The sequence below is a fragment of the Paenibacillus sp. SEL3 genome (assembly GCF_054602585.1).
Map to the genome: position 1 here is coordinate 1,216,412 of NZ_CM137725.1, position 25,497 is coordinate 1,241,908.

At 48.9% G+C, this 25,497-nt stretch carries 25 protein-coding genes; 7 read left to right on the forward strand and 18 right to left on the reverse strand.

Features of this window, described 5'->3' with window-relative positions; translation table 11 throughout:
* Positions 1 to 169: 169 nt before the first annotated feature.
* Positions 170 to 1,297: an SGNH/GDSL hydrolase family protein gene (locus ACYCS5_RS05735; RefSeq protein ID WP_165148700.1), complete on the forward strand. Its 1,128-nt coding sequence runs from the start codon at positions 170 to 172 to the stop codon at positions 1,295 to 1,297.
* A gap of 219 nt (positions 1,298 to 1,516) precedes the next feature.
* On the opposite strand, the gene ACYCS5_RS05740 is transcribed toward ACYCS5_RS05735, so the two are convergent.
* Positions 1,517 to 1,933 carry a hypothetical protein gene (locus tag ACYCS5_RS05740; RefSeq protein ID WP_069011025.1) on the reverse strand — a complete coding sequence of 139 codons (417 nt, stop codon included), beginning with the start codon at positions 1,931 to 1,933 and terminating at the stop codon, positions 1,517 to 1,519.
* Between the two features lie 164 nt (positions 1,934 to 2,097).
* Between ACYCS5_RS05740 and ACYCS5_RS05745 the strand changes: the two genes are divergently transcribed.
* The 3 genes from ACYCS5_RS05745 (at position 2,098) to ACYCS5_RS05755 (ending at position 5,847) form a co-directional block, all read left to right on the forward strand.
* Positions 2,098 to 4,068, forward strand: coding sequence for a methyl-accepting chemotaxis protein (locus ACYCS5_RS05745; protein WP_069011024.1), 1,971 nt, complete (start codon positions 2,098 to 2,100; stop codon positions 4,066 to 4,068).
* A gap of 56 nt (positions 4,069 to 4,124) precedes the next feature.
* Complete coding sequence (locus tag ACYCS5_RS05750) at positions 4,125 to 4,301, forward strand: YjfB family protein (RefSeq protein ID WP_165148697.1); 177 nt, start codon at positions 4,125 to 4,127, stop codon at positions 4,299 to 4,301.
* A 190-nt stretch (positions 4,302 to 4,491) separates the two neighbouring features.
* Entirely contained in the window at positions 4,492 to 5,847 is a 1,356-nt protein-coding gene (locus ACYCS5_RS05755) for a dipeptidase (RefSeq protein ID WP_165148694.1), read from the forward strand.
* Between the two features lie 73 nt (positions 5,848 to 5,920).
* On the opposite strand, the gene ACYCS5_RS05760 is transcribed toward ACYCS5_RS05755, so the two are convergent.
* The 5 genes from ACYCS5_RS05760 to ACYCS5_RS05780 all read right to left on the reverse strand — a co-directional run bounded on the left by ACYCS5_RS05760 (position 5,921) and on the right by ACYCS5_RS05780 (position 8,495).
* Positions 5,921 to 6,307 (reverse strand): hypothetical protein, encoded by a 387-nt coding sequence (locus ACYCS5_RS05760; RefSeq protein WP_176715708.1) that lies wholly within the window; start codon positions 6,305 to 6,307, stop codon positions 5,921 to 5,923.
* A gap of 64 nt (positions 6,308 to 6,371) precedes the next feature.
* Positions 6,372 to 6,635 carry a hypothetical protein gene (locus ACYCS5_RS05765; RefSeq protein ID WP_029518340.1) on the reverse strand — a complete coding sequence of 88 codons (264 nt, stop codon included), beginning with the start codon at positions 6,633 to 6,635 and terminating at the stop codon, positions 6,372 to 6,374.
* Between the two features lie 87 nt (positions 6,636 to 6,722).
* Positions 6,723 to 7,214: a hypothetical protein gene (locus ACYCS5_RS05770; RefSeq protein ID WP_013311697.1), complete on the reverse strand. Its 492-nt coding sequence runs from the start codon at positions 7,212 to 7,214 to the stop codon at positions 6,723 to 6,725.
* Positions 7,215 to 7,355: 141 nt separating this feature from the next.
* On the reverse strand, positions 7,356 to 7,838 hold the full coding sequence (locus ACYCS5_RS05775) for a hypothetical protein (RefSeq protein WP_069011022.1): 483 nt from the start codon (positions 7,836 to 7,838) through the stop codon (positions 7,356 to 7,358).
* 429 nt (positions 7,839 to 8,267) lie between these two features.
* Positions 8,268 to 8,495, reverse strand: coding sequence for a helix-turn-helix domain-containing protein (locus ACYCS5_RS05780; protein WP_007431813.1), 228 nt, complete (start codon positions 8,493 to 8,495; stop codon positions 8,268 to 8,270).
* A 304-nt stretch (positions 8,496 to 8,799) separates the two neighbouring features.
* Between ACYCS5_RS05780 and efeO the strand changes: the two genes are divergently transcribed.
* The 3 genes from efeO to ACYCS5_RS05795 are packed head-to-tail and all read left to right on the forward strand — an operon-like array spanning position 8,800 to position 12,901.
* Entirely contained in the window at positions 8,800 to 9,678 is an 879-nt protein-coding gene (efeO, locus tag ACYCS5_RS05785; RefSeq protein ID WP_459760941.1) for an iron uptake system protein EfeO, read from the forward strand.
* 4 nt (positions 9,679 to 9,682) lie between these two features.
* Positions 9,683 to 11,047, forward strand: a complete 1,365-nt coding sequence (gene efeB / locus ACYCS5_RS05790) for an iron uptake transporter deferrochelatase/peroxidase subunit (RefSeq protein WP_209949748.1) — start codon at positions 9,683 to 9,685, stop codon at positions 11,045 to 11,047.
* A 24-nt stretch (positions 11,048 to 11,071) separates the two neighbouring features.
* Positions 11,072 to 12,901 (forward strand): FTR1 family iron permease, encoded by a 1,830-nt coding sequence (locus tag ACYCS5_RS05795; RefSeq protein WP_342425177.1) that lies wholly within the window; start codon positions 11,072 to 11,074, stop codon positions 12,899 to 12,901.
* A gap of 214 nt (positions 12,902 to 13,115) precedes the next feature.
* Here ACYCS5_RS05795 and ACYCS5_RS05800 read toward each other — a convergent pair whose 3' ends face one another.
* The 12 genes from ACYCS5_RS05800 to ACYCS5_RS05855 all read right to left on the reverse strand — a co-directional run bounded on the left by ACYCS5_RS05800 (position 13,116) and on the right by ACYCS5_RS05855 (position 25,468).
* Entirely contained in the window at positions 13,116 to 14,528 is a 1,413-nt protein-coding gene (locus ACYCS5_RS05800) for a type III PLP-dependent enzyme domain-containing protein (RefSeq protein ID WP_459760942.1), read from the reverse strand.
* Positions 14,529 to 14,611: 83 nt separating this feature from the next.
* Positions 14,612 to 15,700 carry a Gfo/Idh/MocA family protein gene (locus ACYCS5_RS05805; protein ID WP_029518335.1) on the reverse strand — a complete coding sequence of 363 codons (1,089 nt, stop codon included), beginning with the start codon at positions 15,698 to 15,700 and terminating at the stop codon, positions 14,612 to 14,614.
* On the reverse strand, positions 15,697 to 16,857 hold the full coding sequence (locus ACYCS5_RS05810) for a hypothetical protein (protein ID WP_029518334.1): 1,161 nt from the start codon (positions 16,855 to 16,857) through the stop codon (positions 15,697 to 15,699). The genes ACYCS5_RS05805 and ACYCS5_RS05810 overlap by 4 nt, the downstream gene beginning before the upstream one ends.
* 17 nt (positions 16,858 to 16,874) lie before the next feature.
* Positions 16,875 to 18,407 (reverse strand): hypothetical protein, encoded by a 1,533-nt coding sequence (locus ACYCS5_RS05815; protein ID WP_029518333.1) that lies wholly within the window; start codon positions 18,405 to 18,407, stop codon positions 16,875 to 16,877.
* Positions 18,408 to 18,456: 49 nt separating this feature from the next.
* Positions 18,457 to 19,269: an ABC transporter permease gene (locus ACYCS5_RS05820; protein WP_029518332.1), complete on the reverse strand. Its 813-nt coding sequence runs from the start codon at positions 19,267 to 19,269 to the stop codon at positions 18,457 to 18,459.
* Between the two features lies 1 nt (position 19,270).
* On the reverse strand, positions 19,271 to 20,077 hold the full coding sequence (locus ACYCS5_RS05825) for an ABC transporter permease (RefSeq protein WP_029518331.1): 807 nt from the start codon (positions 20,075 to 20,077) through the stop codon (positions 19,271 to 19,273).
* The gene (locus ACYCS5_RS05830) at positions 20,067 to 21,059 is read right to left on the reverse strand and encodes an ABC transporter ATP-binding protein (RefSeq protein ID WP_029518330.1); all 993 of its coding nucleotides are present in this window, start codon (positions 21,057 to 21,059) and stop codon (positions 20,067 to 20,069) included. Before ACYCS5_RS05830 ends, ACYCS5_RS05825 begins: the two co-directional genes overlap by 11 nt.
* Before the next feature lie 69 nt (positions 21,060 to 21,128).
* Positions 21,129 to 22,214, reverse strand: coding sequence for a hypothetical protein (locus ACYCS5_RS05835; protein WP_459760943.1), 1,086 nt, complete (start codon positions 22,212 to 22,214; stop codon positions 21,129 to 21,131).
* Between the two features lie 37 nt (positions 22,215 to 22,251).
* Complete coding sequence (locus tag ACYCS5_RS05840; RefSeq protein ID WP_023990061.1) at positions 22,252 to 22,497, reverse strand: acyl carrier protein; 246 nt, start codon at positions 22,495 to 22,497, stop codon at positions 22,252 to 22,254.
* A 17-nt stretch (positions 22,498 to 22,514) separates the two neighbouring features.
* Positions 22,515 to 23,891: a peptide ligase PGM1-related protein gene (locus tag ACYCS5_RS05845; RefSeq protein ID WP_069011017.1), complete on the reverse strand. Its 1,377-nt coding sequence runs from the start codon at positions 23,889 to 23,891 to the stop codon at positions 22,515 to 22,517.
* Between the two features lie 55 nt (positions 23,892 to 23,946).
* A complete protein-coding gene (locus tag ACYCS5_RS05850; RefSeq protein ID WP_069011016.1) occupies positions 23,947 to 25,140 on the reverse strand; it encodes a radical SAM/SPASM domain-containing protein in 1,194 nt (397 codons plus the stop codon).
* A gap of 49 nt (positions 25,141 to 25,189) precedes the next feature.
* Positions 25,190 to 25,468, reverse strand: a complete 279-nt coding sequence (locus ACYCS5_RS05855; RefSeq protein WP_013311713.1) for an acyl carrier protein — start codon at positions 25,466 to 25,468, stop codon at positions 25,190 to 25,192.
* Positions 25,469 to 25,497 lie beyond the last annotated feature (29 nt).

The following is a 25,497-nucleotide window of genomic DNA, read 5'->3' on the forward strand; positions in this document are numbered from 1 at the left end:
TGGTGCCTTTTTGATATCATATGTGGTTCTAAAGCGTGATCAAAAAGGATAATCCATATAAAGCTTTGAGCCCTTGCTTGTTTAGAAATAGAATTTGAGATTTCCTGTCACTTCTTTTACAATATTACAGAAACTAGCATTCATTAAAAACCATGAGGAGGGTGTTAAAATGTCACATAACAAGAGATTGAAGACATACACACTTACAAAAGCAAAGCATATAAAGGTTCATGGTCGAACTACGCAAACACGTACACCGCTTACTCTATTTTGGACAGGCAGTGGCATTGAATTGAATATCAAAGGCTCAGAGCTGTGGATTGAAATTGAGGCCGATTACCAGGTGTATGAGCCCTGGATCAGTATTGTCATCAATGGTGTCCCGATGAGTCGCCTGATGGTGACTGCAGGACGGCATTGGATCTGTCTTTTGAGAGGGTTAAACCCTGATACAGTCAAAAATGTCCGTGTGGTCAAGGATGTCCAGCCTATGAGTTCGGACCCGCACTGCTTGTTGCAAATTCATGCCCTGAAGGTTGACGGAGAATTGCTACCGGTCACTGATAAGCCCCTCAAGGTGGAATTTATCGGTGACAGCATTACCTCGGGAGAAGGAACGATTGGAGCGAAGGACGAGACAGACTGGGTTCCCATGCTGTTCACAGCACTACGCAATTATACAGCCATAACAGCCGAAGCACTAAATGCGGACTACCGAGTGTTTTCACAAAGCGGCTGGGGTGTCCTAACGGGCTGGGATAATAATCCCGATACGAACATACCGGCATATTATGAACAGATATGTGGTGTGCTGACCGGTGAGAGAAATGAAGCATTAGGGGCATTTTCAGATCATGATTTTACCTCATGGCAGCCGGACGTGGTCGTAGTGAATTTGGGGACTAATGACGGGGGAGCCTTTTATTCTCCTGCATGGACGGACCCAGCAAGCGGTAAAGTGTACAAGCAACGCTTGAACGAGGACGGCACATTCAATGAAGAAGATTTACAAGCTTTTGAAAGCGCTATCGAATGTTTTCTTGTCAAGCTTCGGAATTGCAATCCTGCGGCTCATATTGTATGGGCCTATGGGATGCTGGATACTCCTATGATGCCCTCAATCTACCGATCAGTAGATGCATACAAGAAAAGAACGAGGGATGGGAATGTGTCTGTATTCCAACTGCCTAACACGACGGAAGAAACGATAGGGTCTCGCAGCCATCCCGGGCTCCCCGCCCATACCAAAGCGGCAGATGAGTTGACAGTGTATTTGCGAGAGATTCTTAAGAAATAGAATCCGAGAAGCACGATCAACTTTGTAGAACACGCTCATAAAGGAAATTACAACAACTAGGTCATTTGTGCTCTCAGTGTTGTTGAGAATTATAGCCACGAGTCTGTAGCAGCTGTCTGTCTATGCTCGTGGCTAGTTGAGCTTCTGCGCAGCGGCCTATCCTAGGAGAACCACGAACAGGCAGCGAGTATTTACTAAAGAAATATTCACCTGATATATTTACAGAAACGGAGTCGAAGCGATGCCCGTGAATACCTCTGGACCATTACGAACAGTGGTCGAAACACCAGAAATATAAGAAGAATATACTGTTTGTATTGCCAATGGAGCGGATAGATCCTGTGCATTAAAAGCTTGCGTTTCATTAGATCCGGTCACGCCCAGTACCCCCTCGGCGCGGTAGACTACCTCGCTCGGATCATAGTCGGCTCCACGCACGATTTCAACTGCATACGTATCGCCAAGCTCACCGATTAGACCAATGGAACCACTAAAAGTCACAATCGGACCTGGCACAAGAAAGGTTCGCAGAGTAATCAAACCGAATCGCTCCGGTATAGGACCCAGTTGAATATCGGGACCTTCACCTGTCTTTGATGAATTGGTGGAGCTTCTCATATCCAGAAAAAAACCCATACCTTATCCCTCCAAATTGCAAGATACTCCATGTTATGCAAGAAATTCTTTGGCGTATTGGACAAATTAGTAATAAATCTATCAATTCAGCTCAAAATAACCGATAGTAAATACATATGATATAAGCTTTAGAAATGAATATATAGATAGAAAGCAGGGGTTAGATGAAACGACTGAAAACATTAACACTACGCAAGAAATTGACCGCAGCATTCCTTCTGGTCATGCTTGTTCCTAGTATTATTGTAAGTTCTTTTTCTTATCAAGCAGCATATAACCAGACGGACCGCCAATTACTTGATAGTGCGACAACTAGCGTTACTGCATCCGATCGTGCAGTTACTCAAACGATTCAAGCCAAAATCGCGGATCTCGAATATTACTCTACAACGATGACGGCTAGTGATAACAGTGCTGAAGCAGATGATGCCATTCTAAAAAGATTACAAGTTTATTTGAAAATGCACGCGGAAGCTGTTGATATGTTTGTAGGAACCCCCGAAGGTAAGCTCATTATTGGCAAAGCCGTAGGCTCCACAAACGATCCTCGTGAGCGCCCGTGGTACAAACAGGCCCTGGAGAAACCCGGTCAAACCGTAATCAGCCCTGTTGGACTCAATACGGCTAAGATCCCCGTTGTGTATATTTCACGTACACTTCCCGACAACAGCGGTGTTCTCGGCCTTTCCCTGAACCTGAAAAATTTGAAAGAAATCACAAATTTAAAAATCGGACAAAATGGCTATATTATGATATTAGATGGTACCAAACGTATCGTTACCCACCCGACAGAAGTCAGCGGAAGTACCAAAATGGGAGAAACAATACCCAAACTGTTTGACTCTAAGGAAGGCAGCTTTAACTACGATCTTAATGGCGTAGATAAACACCTGATTTTCAAAACCAATGCGCTGACAGGCTGGAAAATTGCCGGCACAATGGACAAAGCAGAAACCAGTGCCTCCGCCCAACCGATTCTTATCACGACGATCGTAGTGTTGGTGATTGCAGCCATCATCATTGGCGTGCTCGCAATGTGGCTAATCAGCAGTATACTTAAGCCTATCCAAAGATTGCGTAATTCTATGGATGCCATCAGCCAAGGTAATCTTTCGATTAACGTGGCTACGACCAGTACAGATGAAATTGGTGAATTATCAAGATATTTTCAACAAATGGTAGATAACCTGCGTAACATGATTAGAGAAATTCAAGCGATGACTGGCAATTTGTCGGCATCCTCGCAAGAGCTTGCAGCAGGTGCAGAACAAACGACCCGGGCTATCGAGCATGTGACCATAGCCATTCAAGATGTGGCTGCTGGCAGCGAACGCCAAGTGGGCAGTGCTAAAGCTAATCAGACACGGGTTAGCGGCATGGCAACAGACATCACCGCTATGACCGAAACTATGGCTGAAATGACTACTTACTCCGCACAGGCCATTCAGGCGTCGGATGCAGGCAGTGAGCATATCGGCAACAGCGTCGTTTCCATTGATGGCATTCGCACTACCGTGGAAGAACTGGACACCATTATCGGTGCTTTGAATGATCGATCTGGACGAATTGGAACGATTGTTACTGTCATTACGGAAATCGCCAGCCAGACTAATCTGCTCGCATTGAACGCTTCTATTGAAGCGGCACGCGCAGGGGAGCATGGTAAAGGTTTTGCTGTCGTGGCCACAGAGGTCCGCAAGCTGGCTGAAAACTCAGCTCATTCCGCACAACAAATTCGTGAACAGATTCAAGGGATACAGAGCGGTGTATCTGAAGCCCTGACCGCTATGGAATCCGCCAAGGAACGCGTAAGCGAAGGTATCAATTCCATTGACCTATCCGGTCGCTCCTTCTCACGCATCCGTAGAGCGGTAGCCAAATCAGCGAAGCAGCTGGATAACGTCGCAGCTTCTACCGCTGGAGTCGCAGATGGAACAAGTACAGTCGTCAGCAGCATGGAGGAAATTACACGCATCGCTGAAGAAGCGGCATCCCATACGGAGACCGTGTCCGCAGCCGCTGAGGAGCAGCTCGCCTCCATGGAAGAGATCGGTTCGTCTGCCGCAGATTTGACCCGTCTGGCAGAACAGCTTCAAGATTTACTGACACAATTCCAATTGGATGAAACAAAATAACCGTTCCAACCGATAAATATAGAGAAAGAGTCTTCACAATGAAGGAGGGTTGGAACATGGATATCGCAGCATTATCAACAGGTATGAGTCAGGCCAGCTTGGCTCAAGCCGCAAGTGTGAAGGTATTAAGTATGGCTACGGATCAGGCCAGTGAACAAGGACAGGCTTTAGTGCAGATGATGGAAAAAAGCGTACAGCCTCATCTCGGGGGTCAACTGGACATTCGCGCATAAGTACATCCATATGCTTGGTTAGGGGCGATTCTGCTCAGGTCTGGACAGACCCGGGTAGAATCGTTTTTTTATCTCCCTATTTTTCGTTCAGCACAAAACGTAGTAAACTAGACATATCGTCCACAACCTCGGTTCGGAGGATAGCGCAACATTCACACGATTTACATTGAAAAAGGAGGATACATAGTTTATGAGTTATTCTGAATATTTTGAAAAAGCCAGAGAGCAACAACTAGGCGAGTTACAGGAGTGGTTGTCCATTCCGAGTATCTCAGCATTATCGGAGCACAAAAAGGACATTAACCAAGCAGCTGATTGGCTGGCTGCCAAACTGACTGCTGCCGGTCTGGAAAACGTGGAAATCATTCCAACCAAAGGGCACCCGCTGGTATATGCGGATCATTTGCACGCACCTGGTAAACCAACGATTCTCGTGTATGGACACTACGATGTACAACCCGTAGACCCGCTTCATCTGTGGGAAACGCCACCGTTTGAGCCATCCATCCGTGATGGAAAATTGTATGCACGCGGAGCGACAGATGATAAAGGACAGGTTTTCCTGCACATTAAAGCAGTTGAGGCCATTTTGAAGCAGGAAGGCAAATTGCCGCTGAACATTAAATTCTGCATTGAAGGCGAGGAAGAAGTGTCCAGTCCGAACTTGCTTGAGTTTTTGCAAACTGGAGCTGAACGCCTGGCTGCCGATGCTGTACTGGTGTCCGACACTTCCTTGATCGAAAAAGGGAAGCCTGCCATTTGCACAGGTTTGCGTGGACTATGTTCACTGGAAGTCGCCATTCACACGGCGAACACAGATCTACATTCCGGTTCTTTCGGTGGCGGCGTGCCGAATGCCCTGCATGCTCTGGTGTCCTTGCTGGCAACCCTGCATAATGACAAAGGCAGTGTAAGCGTCGAAGGATTCTACGACGATGTTACTCCATTATCGGCAGAGATGAGAGAAGAATTCATGAAGCAAGGCTTCAATGAGAGCAAGCTGCAACAAGATCTTGCACTTGATTCCCTCTTTGGTGAAGAAGGATTCAGCTTCGTTGAGCGTGTGGGGGCTCGTCCGACACTGGAACTGAACGGCGTATACGGCGGCTTCCAAGGGGAAGGTACGAAAACGGTCATTCCGAAAGAAGCTCACGCTAAAATCACATGCCGCTTGGTGGCTAACCAGAATCCGCAAGATATTCTGGACAAAATCGAGCGCCATTTGCGCGCCCATGTTCAGGCAGGAGCTACCCTGGATATTCAACAGGGCGAAAAAGCGAACGCCTTTAACATCGACCCGTCACACGCGTTTCTGCAAGCGGCGGCCGATGCTTTTGAGAAGGTATACGGTGTGCGTGCCCTCTTTACCAAGGATGGAGGCTCCATCCCAATCGTGGAGACTTTCTCCCGTGTGCTGACTGCCCCAGTCGTGCTGATGGGTTTCGGCTTGCCAGATGAGAACCTGCACGCGCCCAACGAGCATTTCAACTTGGACAATTTTGACAAGGGTCTGCTGACGATTGTGGAGTTTTTGAAATCGGTGTAAGTAAACTAAAAAGCATTCACAGCATGGCACCATCCTTGCTTCGTGAATGCTTTTTTTTCGTTAGTTCTGTCGCTTAAGAAAAACGGGTATAGCGCAACAGATGAGCCAGCCGATTGAGCCGTTCTATCTCCCGATCGAACTCATGCAGCGGCTGTCCAGCCAAAGCAGCGTTTGCTCTCAGATCCCGTAGCGGGTTCATTTTCCGACCCATGAGTTTCAGCACCGTGGCCTTCCCCATGTTATTCACCACCACATATTGTGTTAGCGGGTCAAGCTCAATCCACAATACATGATGCTGTTGGAAAAACGACAATAGTTGCTTTTTTAACGCCTCCAGCTCTTCAAGGTCACCTGTGATTTGCGGATGATGATGAAAAGCCACATAGCCCATCACCCGCAGGTCACTTATGATTTGTTCCAAATGAAGCGTTTCGTGTATGTACACATTGTTCGTGCTCATGCGGTTTCTTGCACCATTCGTATGATCTTCCCGGATGACGTTCACCACCTGACTATCATTTATATCAAGCTTTATCTTTCCCCTTTTCCAATAGCTGCACAAGCCAGCAACCTCCAAACCACAATGCACCTACAGCAAAAAAAACGGTATACACCGTATATAACGTGGTCAGTTCAAACAAGCTATTGTACCGATTAAGCAAGATCCCCCACAAGCATAGCAGAAAATTGCTACCATTTTGCTGATGAAAGCGATGCTTATAGATCCGTTGAATCAAAACAGCCAGGAATCCTATCAACAAAACGTGATTCAGCAAAATACTCCACATTTCCATAAGCCCCCTTTTTCACTATAGCGCAATGGCTTTGAAAAGTCAGGACGTACACAAACCTTGCGAACAAAAAAAACAACCGGCTTATACGCCAGTTGTTTCCCGTTCCACAAAATACTTATTGGTCATATAATGGGCCTTACCTCTGGAAGTATCCACCATTCCCTTTTTGTTGTCGAGAAAAACAATCTCCCGGCATTTGGTGCAGTACCACTTGGTCCGCTTAAAGGGAGATTCTGTAACATACGATGTACCACATTTGCAATCTACTTTAATTAAAGTTTCTGTTGATTTGTAAGCCTGGGACAACTCTTTTAGGCCAGTATCCGGTTGTTGAATGGGGATAATAACCTCCTGATAGCTTGAATACTGATTATGCACTTTAAAATCAGCCACCAGTTCCGCATGCAGTCCAAAGTACTCTTTGCCAATCTCGGTTACAAATTTCTTACCGATTCTGTAACACTCAAGCCATTCCTGTATCTGTTGATTAGACAAAGGCACTGTGCCCTTGATACCACTATTTAATGTGTAAGTCATGATGTATAAAGTATCATCTTGTCTATGTCCGTACATGAGAAGCCTCCTTATAATACACTTGATAATGTACTACAAAGCGCAAAAAACATCAATTTTATTATTTGCCAAAAGACTTATATCATTTGGGTAGGCACACAACAATTGTGAGTATATGGTTAGAAAGCAACTGACAATCTGTCAGTTGCTTTGTCTTTCCACATAGTATTTGTTGGTCATGTACCACGCCTTGCCTTTATCCGTATCCACCATGCCCTTTTTACGATCCAGGAACACAATGTTATTACACTCCTTGCATGACCACTTGGTTCTTTTATGCGGTGACTCTTCTATATAGGAAGCACCACATTTACATTCTACCTGAATTAATGTTTTATACTGGCTGTACGCCTCTACCAGTGGGTCCAGCTCTACAGCTTTGTGTTCCATTACAGGCTGTATTATGAATATGTGTTCTCTCTGCTCCGAGTATTCATTATGTACCTTGAAATCTGCTACCAACTCAGGGTTTAAACCAAAATACTGTTTTCCCACAACCGTTACAAACTTGCTGCCAATTCGATATGCTTTGATCCATTCCTGCACCTGCTTACTGGTTAGGTCGACAGTTCCCTTTATACCGCTGTTCAGCGTATAAGTCATCAAGTGTTGGTTGGGTGTCATATGTCTTAACATTCACCTCCGATCAAGAATATACCACAGGTAGCTCTAGGCAAAAGCTACTTCCTGCTACCTGAAGCAACGAGCTTTTTCTGCCTTGTGATTCTTCTTCAATCCATCTTCCATCCTGTCGTCATGCTGAATACTGTTTTTGTAGGGATTTATATTCTTAGACTATCACCGAATGCATTTCTAGCCTTGTATAACTTTGTGGTAATTCTTCTGATTTGATCACTTCTGCTAGTTTACCACGATCTCCAATGGTAGTTTCTTCCTTCTATATATAGTACATCATTTACACGCAATTTCCCACCTATTTCAGCGGTTTAATCGTTTTACTTTTTTATATACCACAAAACAAAAGCCTTCCCGACCACCCTTCATTGTCGAAGGATCATCGAGAAGACTTTGTACCCCGCAAGGAACGAGAGGTCAGATTTTTAATTCGCCAAGCCTGATTAATTCCACGACCGCCTGTGAACGACCTTTTACGTTCAGTTTCTGCATTACATTGGAAATATGGTTTCGGACCGTTTTTTCGCTAATAAATAGCTGTCCGGCGATGTCACGTGTTGTTTTGTCCTGCACGAGCAGTTCAAATACTTCACGTTCACGGTGAGTTAACAAAAACTTGTTTTTATGGTCGTTACCCTTCGTCAATTTCACCCCTCCTTGCTCGGGTTTTGTGTGGTGTAACAAGGTTAAGGGATACAGTCAACACATTTTATGTCATGCGCTTAGGTATGGTTCAATATGCGGATAAAAATGGGCATAGGCACCCTACTAACTCCCTTCGATGGAGGGTTGGACTCTGCGTCTAATTTATGTATTGACAGGCATATGGGCCAGCCTTATGATAAGAAAAACCGCGACTGATAATCATTATCAAAATGATAATTTGATATAGATATCGCAACAGACTATGGTTCAAGGCCAGTTTGGCCAGAAAGGGTGTTCATTGATTATGAAACTACGTTATGCCGTACCGGCCGGAGTGCTGGTCTCTTCTATTCTGTTCGCAGGTTGCGGACAAACCGGAACTGCTACTCAGCAGCCTGCTGCAACGACCAAAGATGCAGGAGCCACAACACAGACAACGACTCCTGCCGCTTCTGCTCCCAATTTTGATCAAGCGGTAGCAGCTTACCGCACCTATGCCATCGAGCAATGCGATACGTTTGTGAAGAAGACAGAAGAATTCACGAACGCGGTCAAAGCTGGCGAGCTGGATAAAGCCAAGGCGCTGTATGCTCCTGCACGCATGTACTATGAACGGATTGAACCAATTGCAGAAGCGCTGGGTGATCTTGACCCAAATATTGATGCACGTGACGGTGATGTGGATGCAGCGGATTGGCGCGGCTTTCACCGGATTGAAAAAACATTATGGGAAGAAAACACAACCAAAGGAATGGACGAGTTCTCCGACCAACTACTGAGTGATGCCAAGCTGCTGCGCGCCAAAGTAGAAACAGTTAATATTGACGCCAGCCTGATGGTAACGGGTGCAGTCGAGTTGTTGAATGAAGTTTCTACCTCGAAGGTGACGGGTGAAGAGGAACGATACTCCCATACGGATTTGTACGACTTTGCAGCCAATGTAGAGGGCGCGCAAAAGATATATGACATTTTGAAAACAGATCTGAACCAAAAAGATGCCGCGTTGGAAAAACAAATCGGTGAGCGCTTTACGGCCTTACAGCAGGAGTTGGCTCCTTTCAAGGACGGAGAAGGCTATGTATCGTATACAAAACTGAAACCGGAAGAAGTTAAAAAGCTGAGCCAAAACCTCGATGCCTTGGCAGAACCGTTGTCCCAAATGGGGAAATTGTTAGGAGTGTAATGATATGAAAGGCTTTAAGCGGCAAAAAGGGCAAGAAAAGCCGCAGTATGCGGAATCCCATAATGAACAGGGCGATCTGGTAAAAAAGGATGCGAAGCTAGTGAAAGATGATCCGTCAGGAAAAAGCAAATCCGTATCACGCCGAGACCTATTGAAGCTGGCCGGGGTAGGTGGACTAGGTCTCCTGCTTGGCGGCGGGGGCGTGGGAGCCGTGCTGTCAGCCGGTCAACGTCTCGAAAGCATGATGACGGATGCGGATACCAAAGATGTAATCCCTTTTTACGGGAAGCATCAGGCAGGTATTGTGACTCCGGCACAGGATTTCATCTGCTTCGCCGCTTTCGATCTAACAACCAGCGACAAGGAACAGGTGCGTAGCCTCTTCAAAGCCTGGACGGAAGCAAGCGCTACAATGACTTCTGGCGTGCTCCTTGGCAACGATAATGAAAACCTCAACCTCCCTCCGTCCGATACGGGCGAGGCGGCAGGATTGTCGCCATCCCGCACGACGATCACCTTTGGTGTGGGCCCATCCTTTTTTGATGGACGATATGGCCTGGCAGGGCTTAAACCTGCCGGGTTCCGTGAGCTGCCCCGTTTTCAAGGGGATGCCCTGGAGGAGCAATGGTGCGGTGGCGATATCGGAGTGCAGGTATGTGCCAATGACTTGCAGGTCGCTTTCCATGCCCTGCGTAATTTGGCGCGTATCGCCAGAGGAACGGCGGTGCTTCGCTGGACGCAGGAAGGCTTTCAGCGGACTGCACAAGCTGATCCTGCGGGAAGCACACCACGCAATTTGCTGGGCTTCAAGGACGGTACGGGGAACCCGGACACCTCCAAGGCAGACGAGATGAATCGGCTGGTGTGGACACAGACCAGTGACGGACCAGCATGGATGGGCGACGGCAGCTATATGGCTGTACGCCGCGTACGCATGCGGGTAGAGGTGTGGGATCGCTCAACATTGGGCGACCAGGAGGATACTTTTGGACGTCATCGCAGCAGCGGGGCCCCACTCGGTAAGGTCAAGGAGTTCGACAAGCTTGATCTGGCGGCCAAAAATCCGGAAGGCAAGCCAGTTACGCCTCCTACCTCTCATGTGGCTTTGGCTCATGGGGACGGGAGCATTAACATTTTGCGGAGGTCTTATTCGTATTCAAGCGGATTGGACAAGCAAACTGGACAGCTGGATGCCGGGCTGCTGTTCATCAGCTATCAGCGTGATCTATTCAAGCAGTTCGTTCATATTCAGGAGAAGCTTGCACGCAATGACAAGCTGAACGAATACATTGTACACAAAGGCAGTGCGGTGTTCGCCTGCTTCCCAGGTGTATCGCAAGGCGGCTACATCGGGGATACGTTATTTTAGCAGCAGGCAAGGAAGGGGATTTATATGAATCGGCGTAATAAAAGCTTGGGATGGGTGTTGGGGTTGGTGGCTGCTCTGCTGCTGACCGTAGCTCCGTTCCTATCCAGCTTCGGGTCGGTCGCTTTTGCACAAACAGATGCCAAAGCTGTCACCAATGATCAGCTGATGCCTGTAGTGGGCGGAGCGCTGGTGGAAGCGGGACAAGCCCAATGGACGGAAGCCTCCAAGGATCTGAAAGAATTCCGCACGCTGTGGGAGGCCGCCAAGACAAATGGTGGAGATTCAGCTCACATCGCGACTGTAGATCAAGCACTCACCGATGCGGAGCAGACACTCGCCAGTGGCGGCGGGGAATCAGCGAAAGCTGCCTTATCCGTGCTAGCGCGCTCGGTCAATGAGTACGTCACTGCTGCCGAAGGGGACAAACCAGCCCCGGCTGGAGCCAAAGCAGCGGAAAAACTGCTTCCCATGGCGAAGGGCAGTCTGGCCGCCATGCAAAAAGGCGATTGGGCTGCCGCCCGGGTGGATTACGACCGAATCGTCAAAGCCTGGTATCAGGTAGAAACACCGATTCGTTTGGACAATTTTCCGGTATACAGTTCGCTCGAAACTAAAATCAGTCTCATTCGCATCTCCATGCAAGCTGAGCCCATTCGCCAAGAACAGGCTCTCAGGGAAATGCAGGAATTAACGACTCTGTTGTCTGATTATAGTCAGGGCAAATCTGTGAACACAGGGCAAGGAACGAATACAGGCAATACGGCTACCGGAACGACGAATGGTTCGACAGCTTCCTTGGGCGATGCAGTCACCTTGCTCAAATCCGCACGCCAAGATGCTGTAGCTAATCAATCAGAGCAAGCGGCTGACAAGGTAGTGCAGTTTATCGCTCTGTGGCCTTCTGTCGAAGGACATGTACAAATTGCCGATCCGACGTCTTACACTGCGATTGAAAATGAAATGACCGAGGCTTCCGGATATCTGCTGTCTTCTCCACCGAATAGAGACAAAGCCATACAGACTCTTGATCAGATGCTGGACAGGCTCCGTCCGTTGACGGAAGAACGTTCTTACACTGCGTGGGATGCCGCACTGATTTTGCTGCGTGAGGGTCTGGAGGCCATCCTCGTGCTCGCAGCTCTGCTGGCGTATGCCAAAAAAAGTGGCGAAGCCGTGGCTGGACGGTGGATATGGGCAGGAGCTGGAACGGGGCTGGTGCTGAGCGGAATTCTGGCAGTGCTGTTCACCACACTGGTGGCAGCAGCCGCATCGGGCAGCATGCGTGAGCTGCTGGAAGGTGTCACCGGACTGGTAGCAGTCGTGCTGATGCTGACCGTTGGTAGCTGGCTACATAGCAAATCCAATGCTGCCGCATGGAACCGCTTTGTGGAAAACAGCGTGGGCAACGCATTGGCACGGGGAAGCCTGTGGTCGCTATTTGCGGTTTCTGCGCTCGCAATTCTGCGTGAAGGAGCCGAGACAGCTATCTTTTATGTCGGTATGGCTCCAGCCATCGAAACCTCGCAATTGCTGATCGGCATTAGCTCGGCGATGTTTATTCTGGTCATTCTGGCGTTTGCGATCATTAAATTTAGTGTACGGTTGCCGATTCGCGCCTTTTTCCTGACTGCCACTGCACTGATTTACTATCTCGTATTCCGATTTCTGGGCGAAAGTATTCATTCGCTTCAGGTGGCTGGCAAGCTTTCGGGGCACACTGCCTCCTCGCTTCCGTCCATTAGCTGGCTGGGAATGTATCCAACTTGGGAAACATTTGTCCCACAAATCGCTGTACTGATCTTTATGGTATGGCAGCTTGTGCGTCAGGAAATGCGCAGCTCCAAGCAACATTAAGTCGATACTACCCTACTCATCATGTAAAAAAACGCCAAATCACAGGTCCGATTTGTATCGGTTCCCATGAGTTTGGCGTTTTTTTTATATACTTCAGCATTTTGCATCATTCGATTCCCAACGCTCGTAAGTACAATATATAGACGAACTAAAGCGTTTCGATCTATATATTGCTGATTTAAAAACGCTCTTGGGATTTATGCAAAATGCTCACTTATACCACATCCTCAGGCAACGGAATCATGCGCTGATGACGCAGCAGGTCCGTGCGGTCACCGTGTTCACGAATGACATGTACCTCCCCACGAAAATCGAGCAGCTCCGCCGGGGTAGCATGTCCCAGAAATTGTAGTGGACTATAGCTTAATCCATAGGCTCCTGCATTCGGAAAAGCAATATAATCGCCCTCGTAAATCGGAGGAAGCTGCGCTTTTTTCACAATACAATCCTCGGGCGTACAAAGTGGACCGACAATGCTTACCGTCTCCAGCTCCATGGATGCTTCTTCCAAAGGCCCTCCTGTTCGGTTTGCAACCTCTTCTAATGATTGTTCGACAGCAACAGCCGTTTGAGCAGAAACGTCTCTCTGCCCCATCCGTAGGGTTGCTTCCAACTCTCGTTCTTTGGGTTCTTTCGATTCTCCCACTTGCCTGCGCATAATTCGTACCGGGTAGTTGTCCCTAATGCGGCGTCCTCGAAAAGTAGCTGCGGCGTAGTGATTCATGCCACCATCAGCCACGACAAACTTCTCTCCCTTGGATTCCTTTGTATACAATGCTCGGCAGACATACATGCCCGATTGAGCAACCAGATACCTGCCGCTTTCGATGATTAGCTTAACCCCGGGCATGCGGATTCGGGTCTGTTCCGCGAGTGCGTTCAGTCCGTCAATGACGTGATCCATATCGAGAGGTTGCTCATGAGCAAAGTAAGGTACACCAAACCCGCCGCCCAAATTGACCGTATGCATTGCCACACCATACTGAGCCTGTACCCGTTCTGCCAACTGCAGCGTATTCGCAAATGAAGCTAAAATCTGATCCGATTTCAGCATTTGCGTACCTGTATATACTTGAATACCTTGAAAATGGACGTGTGGGCAATCTTCCAGCACCTTAAAAAAGTGATCCAGCTGTCCTTCATCTACTCCAAAGGGGCGCGGAACGCCGCCCATCTTAATCGTTGCTCCAGATAGATCGTTATCAGGATTGATGCGAACCGCTGCCCTGACAAGCTGGCCCGCTTGGGCCGCAATGTCCTCCAGCAGACGCAGCTCCCTCACCGATTCGACATGAATACAGCCGATTCCATAGGCTATCGCCTCGTTCAGCTCGGCTACTGTTTTTCCCGGTCCGGCGTACAGCACGTCTTCCGCAGCATACCCGGCCTCCATAGCGACGAACATTTCTCCGGCCGAAGCAATCTCAACACCACAACCTAACGAGCGCAGCAACCCAGCCAAGGCTACGTTACCATTAGCCTTGAGCGCGTAATGTACACGCACAGCCGGGTGCAATCGGGACAGCAACGAGCTGACATGAGCATGCAGCGCGTCCCCGTCATAATAGTAAAATGGCGTCGGATGCTCGCCGAATCGTTCCAGTAAGGCTTCGTCCTTTTTATCCATCTACTGAATTCCCCTCCTCTCTTTGCCTTGATACTCCGTATTTTGCATCATTCGCTTCCCACCGCTCGAAAACACAATCATGCTCATACTGCATAGATCGTCTCGCCCGAGCGTGCTGCTTCATGAATGGCTGCCAGCAGTCTGACGCGTTCCGCAGCCTCGCGAAATGGTATGGGCTCCGCTTCTCCCCGGATGATACCGCAAAAGGTATTCAACTGATTGACATAATAGTTCATAGGCTCGAAAACCGTTTTGGTATACGAAGATGTCTGTGATAACACAGGCAGTGCGTCCGCATCCGCTATATTTGACGCGATATTCTTTTTGATCTCCGTCTTGAGTGTCATTTTATAAAAGCCTAAATTTGCTCGAAAGCAGTCCTTTAAAGTGACTACTGCCGAATCAAAGGTCAGTACATGAGCACAGCGATAAGGGCGCTCGAATGAAAAGAGGGCAGATGCCTCCAATCCACTCGGATAACGGGCTTGCGCACGAAATGTCCAGTCACAGCCATGAGGACCATTGAAATCCGATTGACTGTGGAATTCCGCCTGATCTAATCCAACGACGGCCTGGAGCAATTGGAGCCAGTACACGCCTAAATCCCAAAAACATCCCCCACCCTGCTCCGGACGGGATCTGTAATTGTCCGCATGCCCTTCTTTTGCCGGAATACATAAACTCGTCTCTATGGAGCATAAACGACCATAACGCCCCGATTCTACGATCCTCCGCAGCTCACGCTGCCACGGATGGTGCTGCACCATGACACCCTCCAGCAGGTGAACGTTACTCTGCTCGACTATAGCTGCCAAGGGTGCCAGATCAGCCGTATTCAGGCATAACGGCTTTTCCACCAGCACATGCTTATGGGCCCGTAGTGCTTTGCCAATCCACTCGGCATGCAAGTCGTTGCTGAGTGCAATATATACAGCGTCGATCTCCGGGTCCTTTAGCATATCCTCAGCATGCCGATAAACGACACTGACGCCAAAACGATCTGCCATTTCTCCTGCCTTGGCAACCGTGCGGTTCGCAAGCGCGGTCACGCGTGCCCCTGCAACATGTCGGATCGGTTCCAGCAACGCACGGGGAGCAATGGCAGAACAGCCAATGATCCCAAAGCGAATATCTCGCATCGCAGGCTCTTGCGCAGCCGCCGCAGCGTTCATGACCCCTGCTCCATTCCCGGTGAGCCTGCTAACATTTGGATGCTATTCACATAGGACTCTATATAACGCGGCGTTCGACTGCGCAGCTCTACGATCCTGCGATGCATATCCTCCAGTATCTGAGCACTGCCGTCATAGGTTTGTATCCACGTATCGTACCGCATACCAAGTCCCAGCCGTTCCCATAGATCTGCATTATGCTTTTCATGCACACCAAATGGCTCCAGCATGATGAGTGGAGTGGCTGTAGCGAACGAATCGGTTAGGCTGCCACCTCCTGGCTTGCTGACAATGGCCTGGACATGACAGGCTTGGTCCAGCATGCTATGGTAATCCGGTCCGACCTGATACACGGTCTTCTCGCCCTTTTTCACCTCTCCGAAAGGTGGAAATGTATGCTCCCCGGCTTCATTTCGCTGCCATGTCCTCCACTGCGGATCCATCTGAAAATAGCGTATACTGTCCCGCTGTTCATCCGGTTGATCCTGATCATACAACAGCAGATCCAGCTCCCAGCCCGCTTCTTCTAACCGTCCAACCTTGTCACGGTAGGTGCCCATCCCCCAACCGCCGCCATGTACGAATAAGCGGGATTGCCGTTCTTCAAACGGAACATACTCCACAGCCGGAATATCAATATAGTAGCTGACTCTATTGTTATCATTTTCAAAAAAGGTCGTTTCTCCACAGCCATCTGCAAAATGCGGATTATGCTTGGCTAGATTCTTCCAAGATGGGGAAGGCGTCGAATCCATGTACACGATGTCCACATGCACCGATTCAGGTTCTCTGCGCTTGCGATACTCTTCCAACACATACATCCAATGACCGGATAAGCATATAAAATACCGCCGATCCTCCTCCATCCATTGGTTCAACAGCACTTCCATCGCAGCGAGATCCAGTGAATTACGCATATCCTGCGGAACCTTCTGCGACATTAAGGCCACCGCAAAATTGTCATGGTAAGCTTTGCGGCTTTTGTCGACCTTAAGACGAGCCGATTCCGGCAGTACATTTTCAAATACATGAATCGCCGTATCCATGCCCAGCCTGCGAAGACCCGCTTGCAACAACAAGCCAGGGGTATAAAAGCCCAATCCGAAACCGGAACATAAAATCGTTACCTTCATAAGCTTATCGGTACTCCTACGCATGCTCATACGCCTCCCGTTTAATTCAGCACTGTAAAATGATGCTCTGCCAAAAAACGCTCCAGCTTTGTAGTCAATCGCATTTTTTCCTCATCGCTCGCGGCAACCAGTTCCAAATAAAGGCGCCCCTTGCCTCGTGCCCGTTCGCTTCCAGCGGTTTCTTTTTCACCATTCAAGTCCGGCTTAGCCGTGCCATTCCCTTCTGATCCGCCACCGCTGGCCCCAATTCCGCTCACACGAACCTGCTTGGCAGGCGATCTGCCTCCGCGCCCGGTTGCATTTCTGCTTGGCGTGCTTGTATGGCCCACAATCTTGTTCTCGCCATCTCGTCCACCTGTGTTCACATATAACGTATTGGCACCCAGAGGCATGACACCTTCTTCACGTTCACCTGTGAACAGCAATCCTTCACCTTTCAGCCCCTCCAGCAGTTCTTCATAGGATAGACTGCCATCATGGGACAGTGAATAATTCGTCAGCGTGCCACGCATATTTTTTCCGGCCAGAAAAGTATCAAGCTGATGCTTGATTAAGCTCATCGACTTTCTGGCATTAATTTCGATAATAGGCTCCAGCTTCCCACCACGAAGTGTCATGGAATCAATGCAAACATCGCCGTAATAACCATCCTGATACAATTGCCGCCCCACGTCCTGCATTAAGCTAAAATAACCCTCGCGCTCCAGCCGCTCCAAAAAAGCCCCGTCCGGCGACAAGGATTCCCGATAGGAGAATTGTGTGTTAGCCAGCCATTGTACAGATATGATATCGACACTTCCATTATCACCAATCGTAAATTGGCATGAAAAATCCTGCTCTTTCTCCTGGAAAGGCTCCAAAAGGAAAAGCACCTGTTTGCCTTTGCGCTCCTGTCCACGTAAATACGACACGATCCGGTCCAGCATTTGTGTCGAGGTAATGTGCAGGTTTCCTTTGCCCGATACGCCAAAATCATCCTTGATTAAAAAGCTTCCATCCCGCAGCAGCTTACGCCCCGCCTCAGCGACATCTGCAAACGAAGTCACAATATAACCCGGGTTGCGCAGACCAAGGCTGCGTTTCAGATCAGAGGAATACGTTTTGGCATTTACCTTGCGAATCGTTTCCAGCGGTGGCTGATGTAGTGTTATTCCCCAAGCACGTGCAGCCTCCTCCACATGCGGTAAACCCGCAAACGGGCTAAGCACACAGCCTTCCAGTTGAGGAAATCCCTCTCCGGCATCGGCCTTGCGACTACCCAGCAGTTCAAATACGGAAGCGGTCGATACATTGCCTGCACGCTCCATGCCATCGGTCAAATCCCGTTCGTTGACAGCCGGATGAAAGCCCAACTGCGCGATATACTGACGATGTACGGGCGAAATGGCATAACGGGTCAATAACGCATCTCCCGGCTGGCAAAAGCTGAACAGCAGTTCATCCATGGCTGCTACAATCGCTGAAGAAGCCCGGTCAGGCAGGGCTGGCAGGGAAGCTAACTGGGCATCCCGCCAGTAAGCCTCCGCTTCGAATGTTCCCATATACAAATGACGCTGATTCGGTATCGCATTCATATGATTCGCTTCCTTTCCTGCTTCATTATTGGCCCACTACACGGTAGCGCTACTGACTCGCGCTCGTATAATCACGTAGAGCAAACTGCCATATCAGGCGGATGATCGCCAGCAGCCAGAGAGGTGCGAGAAATGCCCATACCACCAACCCGGGTTCCATTTTGCCGAGAATGAACATGGGCGGAAAATTACAAATGACAAACACCGGAAGCACGAACAAACCGATACGCTGAATCAGATTACTGTACACGGCCATCGGCACATAGTTTGTCTCGAAAATGCTGTTGGACAGCTCCGTAACGCCGTTCGTGCGGATAATCCAGAAGGCCAGCAGTTGGGGGAGCAAAAATACGGAGTATGCCGTAAGCACTCCGCATCCGAGCAGCACAGAGAACCCTCCTGCGGTTTCAAAATTAAACGGCAATCCGAGTCGATACCAGCCGATCCCCGTCATAATTCCGCCGCCAATTACATTTGGCACGGTATAGCCCAGTTCAAATTGACGCAGTGTCACCATAAATTGCAGCGATACGGGTTTGGTCATGAGCACATCCAGTGAGCCGGTACGAATTTTGTCAGGCAGGCTTGTAAAATTACTGTAGAACAATCCACTATAAAATCCGCTCATCATCGTAAACACGCCGATATATAACAATATGGCGTCAGGAGACCAGCCGTTAATGTCCGTCCCGGCGCGGTATGGTACCGATGCGTACAGCAGCTTGATGAGTAAATAAGCCGTTTCAACCAGAAATGCAGTTATAAAATTAATGCGGTATTCCATCTGCGACATGACGGAAAACTGGACAAACTTCCAGTACAGTCTGATGTAGCGCCTAACGTTTCGGAAAACATTTTTCATGTTACCCCCCCACCGAGACAAAGCGTTTGACCCCGGCTTGCCACACCCAGCGTGATAGGGCCGCCAGCGCTACAATCCAGAGCCATTGTACGCCAATGCCTTTAGCGGCTTCCAGTACAGTCAGCTTGCCCGTCAACGCATTCACCGGAAAAAATACGGTGTAGCTGAACGGTAGCAGACTGAACAGACGGGCCAAAACATCTCCAAAAATCGTCAGCGGAAACACGGTACCGCTAGCTACGTAAATGACAAGCGACAGCGTATAAAATAGTCCCGCCGATTCCGTCACCCAAAAGGCTATGCCGCTCAACGCATAATAGACCACAAAATTAAGCACAAGCGCTCCCGGCAACGCCAATATGTAAAGCAAGATGTACGATAGCCCGAAGCTGATTTGTCCTTCCAGGCTAAGACATAACAGCAAAATAGCAGCCGCCAGCAGCACGACCGCGGACTGTATGACTTTGCCTCCGATAAACCGGCAAAAACGGTAAGCGAAATAATGCACAGGCTGTACCATGAATTTTGCCAGTCCACCTTCCTTGATATCTGTAGCAATTTCGTATTCAAAGCCCGTAGCAATCAGTTTTCCAGTGACTCCCGCCATGACCACATACACTAGCATTTCTGGCAGAGAATAACCCAGCACTCTTGCTTGTCCCGAAGAACCAAATACAGCTAGCCAGAGAAAAATTTGCGTCATGATGGGCAGCATAAATCCCGCCATTTGGAGCCAATAATTAGCCCGATACTCCATTTCGTTTTGCATGCCGAGCTGGAGTACCTTCACATATTTGTTATTTCGCATCGGCCAGCCTGCCCCCATCGTACAAATTGGCTATCCCCTCTTCCAGCGGGACGTCCTCAATCGTAAAATCAACGACAGGCAGTGCGTCCAAAATCTTTTTGGACCAAGCCAAGGTATCTTCTGCATCCAGCTCGAATACCGCCTCCAGCTCCGAGTTGGAGCGAAGTTTGCCGAGGCTCGCCAACGTTAGGTTGGATACAGGGGTCTCCAGTCGAACCTTGAGCAATTTACGGGCACCGATGACCTCGTTCACCTTGTGTAAGTCTCCGTCATAGACCAATCTGCCCCCGCTGATAATGATGGATCTACTGCACAAATCCTCAATATCCTTCATATAGTGGCTTGTCAGCAGGATGGTCGTCCGGTGCGTGCGGTTATAGGCTTTGAAAAACTCTCGAATTCGCCGCTGAGAAACAAGGTCCAGTCCGATGGTCGGCTCATCCAGCAAAATGACCCGTGGACGATGCAGCAGCGCGGCGATCAGTTCCATTTTCATACGCTCGCCGAGAGACAGCCGCCGAACCTGCACATGAAGCTGCTCCTCCACCCCAAGCAGAGTGACCAGTTCATCCAGTGCCTCTTTATAACGGTTTTCATCGATTTCATAGATAAGCTTGTTCAGCTCGAATGACTCGCTTGCAGGCAAATCCCACCAGAGCTGGTTTTTCTGTCCCATTACAATGGAAAATTGACGTTTAAACTCTTTTTGTCGTTTCCACGGGGTAAAGCCGAGTACCGATGCCTCCCCGTCCGTGGGATGGAGAATGCCAGACAGCATTTTGAGCGTCGTTGTTTTGCCTGCCCCGTTTGGACCGAGAAATCCGACAATTTCCCCCTCCTCAATGCTAAAGCTGACATTTTGCACAGCCTCTTTGGTCAGCTGCTCACGCCTGAACAAGTTTTGCAACGATTTGCGCACGCCCGGCTCCTTTTTGTAGTACGTAAATGTTTTCGACAATTGGTTTAATGTAATGGACGGCAATTAATCCCCCTCCTCTTTCCTCTGTGCAGGACACCTGGATGAACGGTCTGATACGACCGAATGCTTGGACTACTCGGCTGCTTGCTCTGCTAAAATCATCAGTTCCTCCAGCATATGCCGCTGTCTTTCAATTAAATGCAAAGCTCGTTCCGTAATCTCAGGCATCCGATGCTTGCGCAGTTGAAGCCCTGTTTTGTAAATATGCAGATTAAGCTTGTGCCAATCCGCGTACAGCCCCTGTGCCAATTCAATTACATGCTGTGTTTGTGGCCCCAGCGTGGCTTGGTGCAGCAGGCAATAATCAGCTGTATAATCCGTCAAATGAAGAGCACTGCCCAATCGCAGATTGTAATAGATTTCATGACAGTACGTCCGAAAATCCTGATCCTCCATGTCTGCCAACAGACGGAAGTCATCAACAAATGCCCGGTACCCCTCATCTCCCCGCTTGACCTGCTTGCCTGTTACAGCTTTCCCCGTTTGACTGACCGACTTATTAGACGTAGGTACACCTCTCCAGATGGCTTCGTGTCCAGTCAAATACTGTCGAATATGATGAGCACACGCAGCATGCATCTCACTTGGCGAAAGCGGGGCAGGCTGCTCCACCAGCCATGCATACTCAATAATGCCCTGCATCAGATCGTCGAGCCGGGCTGAGCCCACATAAGTCATGGCATGTCCCGAGGAATCGAGCAGGAAGCTATCATTCACCTGTGCTGTCCGTTCTTGCAAGTCCAATCCGCACAACTCTATCACGTGGCCCCTTGGGTAATTTTTCACATATACATCGTGATAGGTTAAAGCGGTGCTTGACGTATGCAGCATGGTACCGTAGCCCGATGTAAGTACCCGCAACAAGTCGGTTTCATCACTGACACCAGCGACCCACGGTTCCACCCGAATAACAGGTCCACCACTGGCTGCCATTTCTTGAAGCTGCTCCGGATATTTCTCAGGCCCGAAGCGCTTCAAATCTCCACCATACTCTGCGCACATACTCCCACACAGCATGAATAGCTCGGATTCGGCCATGGTCACCCCGTACCTCCGCAATGAGGTACGCAGGGAAGAATATACACAATGTTTCCCTGGAAGAGCGTTTGCGACTTCTTCTGCACCATAGTCCACAACGGAATCATGACGAGTCTCCATATCGGATTCCTGCATCAACCTTGTCTTTTCAGCGCCCTTATGCATATTTGCCCAGCAGACGCTCGATGCCTTGCAGTGTAGATAGATGCTCCAGCACTAGATCGTCGTCCTCCATCGTAATATCAAGCTCATTTTCCAACTCTACAATTAATTCCACAGCGGATAAGGAATTCAGCCCCAAGGTTCGCAAATCTTGATCCGGAGTCAACTGTTCCAGCTCGCCCGGAGCCAGCTTCAAAATCTTTTCCAGCAAGGGTACTACATGGTATACATCTGTTTTCATTCTTGATTCCCTCCCATTTATGAGCATCCTAATCCAGCAATGATACCTTCCAATTTGTGCGCATACGCATCAGCTTCCTGCCAGCTGTCTGCCAAAATAAGTGTGAAAATCCGGTTCACATAGCCCCGCTTCACAGGGATACCAGACAATGTACCCGCTGTATACACAAACACCCCTTCTGGACGTTCGGGCGTATAGAGCAAGCCTTCCTCCGCGAGCAGCCCGCACAAGCGGCTGTAGGTGAGAGGTGTGGCGGTAACGTTGCGATAATAACGGGATAATGTTTTGTGCTGCTCTCCCAGGACGGATGACAAAAACGAAATATAGGTAGACAACGTAAACCTACCGTTAATCTCAATGACTGGAACCAGCAAACCTTCTTCGTCAACAAAACCGTCAATAGAGGCCATTCCTGTGTATCCAATGGAATAGAGATACGTACCCAGCTGATAGGCGCAGCGTCTCACTTCTTCCTCCAGCGCATCGCCAATCTCAGCCGGCACTTGAGATCCGATATACACGGTGCCATCCACGTTTTGCCTTTTTAGCGAAAACATCGTCACACCACCGCCCTCGTCAATACAGAGCTGGTAGTTCAGATCCATCTGCTTATTGTGCCAGCGCTCCACCAGCCAGCCGCCGGATGATGGCGACGAGCCGCCAAAACGCCTCATCACACTCAGCAGCGTGTCCAGCTTGGACAGCTCGTCCAGCATATACATGCCTTGTCCCGAGGCACCGTGCGGCTGCTTGATAATCAGCTTCACAGGTCCATCCGATAAGTCAGCCAGTCTGGCACACTCCCTGCGGATCGCCGATTCGTCTGTACATACAGCGCCTTCGCTGACAGCAAAACCAAGCTTTTGCGCGGTCAGGCGGCTGAATATTTTATCATTCACCTGAGCACTGACCGCGGATGGAGCGCCGATCAACTCCAGCCCGCAAAGCTCCGCAATCGCTTCCTCCTGCGGTGTGACCGCATAGGGGACGAGCCACGCTTTGGCTCCACTGCTGCTGTGGCCTGCATCTGCAACCGTACGCAGTCGTGCCAAAAGCGCCTCATCCGCCAGCACCAGCTCTGAAATCGGCGTTAGCGGATCAGAAGGCTCTGGCACCTCAATACGCGGCAGGCTAAAGCCCAACCGTTGAAGCATGTCCAGAAACGCCTCATCCGGATATTCCCGAAGTACAATGACATCCTGACTTCGACATAGCAGAAGGTTCATTTCCTCCATCCGGTTTACGACCTGCTGTTCATCCCGGTCTACCATGCCCCCCTTGCGGGGGGATGGATGCCATACTTGCTCTGCACCGATATTAAACAGCCAAATCAGGACTCCATGGTCCCGTTCATCCGCAAGCGCTTCCACAAGGTTAATTGTTTTAGTCGTCACGACTTATCATCATCCCTCTCTCTTCCATCCAGTAACAAACAACATTCATAGAAAGCTAAATGTATTTCAGAGAGCCTGCCCCGTGCAGATACAATACGCTGCATTTGGAGCACACCGGAGTCAATCCTTCATGATTAATCTTTTGACGGGTTTTCTCATACGCTTCCGAGTTCCATATCTCCTTCAGACTGTGCTCACGCATGCTTCCAATCGTGAACTCACTGAAAAATTTGCAAGGCATGACCTTCCCGTCTGGTAAAATATCTGTTCTGGAGGTGAGCGCCAAACAATGATTGGAACAACGGCTGACCATTTCCTCACCATGTATAAATTTATCAATTTCCTCATAATCCAAACCGGGCTGATAGCGCACGCGAATGTTCCATACTCGCTCATTGATCCGCTGTAGTTCCTGCATCAGAGGATCGATGTTATCCGGGTTGATTTTATATTTGAAAGCATGCCAGCTACTAATATTTTTTTCTTCGAGTTGTCGGAGCCAAGAAAAATTACGTGTAAAATATTCATCCATTTTGAGGGAGGTCTCTTTGGAAATGTACCAGGGGAACGTCAGCAGCACCAGATCCAGCCTTTTGTCCTCCAGCATTTGCAGAAATTCGTACATCCGTCCGATCATGTTATCGTTAATGACCGCATGGACAGTTACCCGTCCCTTGTACAATCCCTGGTCGCGCAGTTCAATCAGCTTATCCATCTGCCGCATTGTTTTTTGAAAGGTGCCTTTACCGCGAATTAGGTCGTGTTCTCTTTCAAAACCTTCAATCGCTATTAATAACTCCAGATTTTCGGACAAATCCAAAATCCGGTCCAAATATTTATCAATAAGTAATCCATTTGTACAAAAGGTCATTTCGCGCCGATCTTCCGCCAGCACGTCCAAAATTTCATCAAAACGCCGATGAAACATTGGTTCGCCGCCCCACATGTACAGTCTGGACTTGGCTTCCTTGGTTTCGCTCAAAATTTGCCGGAGCATGTCTGGAGCAAGATCCATGTTTTGTTCTTCTTTATCCATTTGGTGATGGTAGCCTTCCTCGTTCCATTCAAAGCAGTGCGTACATCTCAGGTTGCAGCGGTTAGTCAGCTTAATGCCGATCGTCTGGGGCATGTCCGTTTTGAAAGCAGGGTCCTGTGTGGCGTTACGGTAAGATACAGAAGCGTTTTTCAGGTTACGCTTGATGAGCTTGAACGCTTTCTCATCAATCAGCACATTGCTTTTGGGCTGCATGCTAACACCTCGTTTAATGGATTTTCAGGCACATGTACCTAGCTGTACGTCAGACCGTCTCCATTCCCTCCAGATGCGGCGCTTGTTCCGCATCGCTGATCCCCTGAATGTAGCTGCAAAACGCATCTACCGAGCTCAAATGCTCCAGTTCAAAGGAATCAAAATCAATCTCCACATCAAATGCATCCTCCACTTGCAGCATGAAATGAACCAACTGCAACGAATCCAGTCCCGCATCATGAATAATGTCCGAATGTCCATCCAGCTTTGCGACCAGTTCAGGATCTTCCTTGACTGCGCTGATCATTTCAATCACTTGGCTTTGCATAGCAAACTCCTCCTTGTGAATGAGATTCT

Coding starts and splice junctions, on each gene's coding strand:
- ACYCS5_RS05735 (WP_165148700.1), top strand. CDS start 170: ATGTCACATAACAAGAGATTGAAGACATACACACTTACAAAAGCAAAG.
- ACYCS5_RS05740 (WP_069011025.1), bottom strand. CDS start 1,933: ATGGGTTTTTTTCTGGATATGAGAAGCTCCACCAATTCATCAAAGACA.
- ACYCS5_RS05745 (WP_069011024.1), top strand. CDS start 2,098: ATGAAACGACTGAAAACATTAACACTACGCAAGAAATTGACCGCAGCA.
- ACYCS5_RS05750 (WP_165148697.1), top strand. CDS start 4,125: ATGGATATCGCAGCATTATCAACAGGTATGAGTCAGGCCAGCTTGGCT.
- ACYCS5_RS05755 (WP_165148694.1), top strand. CDS start 4,492: ATGAGTTATTCTGAATATTTTGAAAAAGCCAGAGAGCAACAACTAGGC.
- ACYCS5_RS05760 (WP_176715708.1), bottom strand. CDS start 6,307: ATGAGCACGAACAATGTGTACATACACGAAACGCTTCATTTGGAACAA.
- ACYCS5_RS05765 (WP_029518340.1), bottom strand. CDS start 6,635: ATGTGGAGTATTTTGCTGAATCACGTTTTGTTGATAGGATTCCTGGCT.
- ACYCS5_RS05770 (WP_013311697.1), bottom strand. CDS start 7,214: ATGTACGGACATAGACAAGATGATACTTTATACATCATGACTTACACA.
- ACYCS5_RS05775 (WP_069011022.1), bottom strand. CDS start 7,838: ATGACACCCAACCAACACTTGATGACTTATACGCTGAACAGCGGTATA.
- efeO (WP_459760941.1), top strand. CDS start 8,800: ATGAAACTACGTTATGCCGTACCGGCCGGAGTGCTGGTCTCTTCTATT.
- efeB (WP_209949748.1), top strand. CDS start 9,683: ATGAAAGGCTTTAAGCGGCAAAAAGGGCAAGAAAAGCCGCAGTATGCG.
- ACYCS5_RS05795 (WP_342425177.1), top strand. CDS start 11,072: ATGAATCGGCGTAATAAAAGCTTGGGATGGGTGTTGGGGTTGGTGGCT.
- ACYCS5_RS05800 (WP_459760942.1), bottom strand. CDS start 14,528: ATGGATAAAAAGGACGAAGCCTTACTGGAACGATTCGGCGAGCATCCG.
- ACYCS5_RS05805 (WP_029518335.1), bottom strand. CDS start 15,700: ATGAACGCTGCGGCGGCTGCGCAAGAGCCTGCGATGCGAGATATTCGC.
- ACYCS5_RS05810 (WP_029518334.1), bottom strand. CDS start 16,857: ATGCGTAGGAGTACCGATAAGCTTATGAAGGTAACGATTTTATGTTCC.
- ACYCS5_RS05815 (WP_029518333.1), bottom strand. CDS start 18,407: ATGAATGCGATACCGAATCAGCGTCATTTGTATATGGGAACATTCGAA.
- ACYCS5_RS05820 (WP_029518332.1), bottom strand. CDS start 19,269: ATGAAAAATGTTTTCCGAAACGTTAGGCGCTACATCAGACTGTACTGG.
- ACYCS5_RS05825 (WP_029518331.1), bottom strand. CDS start 20,077: ATGCGAAATAACAAATATGTGAAGGTACTCCAGCTCGGCATGCAAAAC.
- ACYCS5_RS05835 (WP_459760943.1), bottom strand. CDS start 22,214: ATGGAGACTCGTCATGATTCCGTTGTGGACTATGGTGCAGAAGAAGTC.
- ACYCS5_RS05840 (WP_023990061.1), bottom strand. CDS start 22,497: ATGAAAACAGATGTATACCATGTAGTACCCTTGCTGGAAAAGATTTTG.
- ACYCS5_RS05850 (WP_069011016.1), bottom strand. CDS start 25,140: ATGCAGCCCAAAAGCAATGTGCTGATTGATGAGAAAGCGTTCAAGCTC.
- ACYCS5_RS05855 (WP_013311713.1), bottom strand. CDS start 25,468: ATGCAAAGCCAAGTGATTGAAATGATCAGCGCAGTCAAGGAAGATCCT.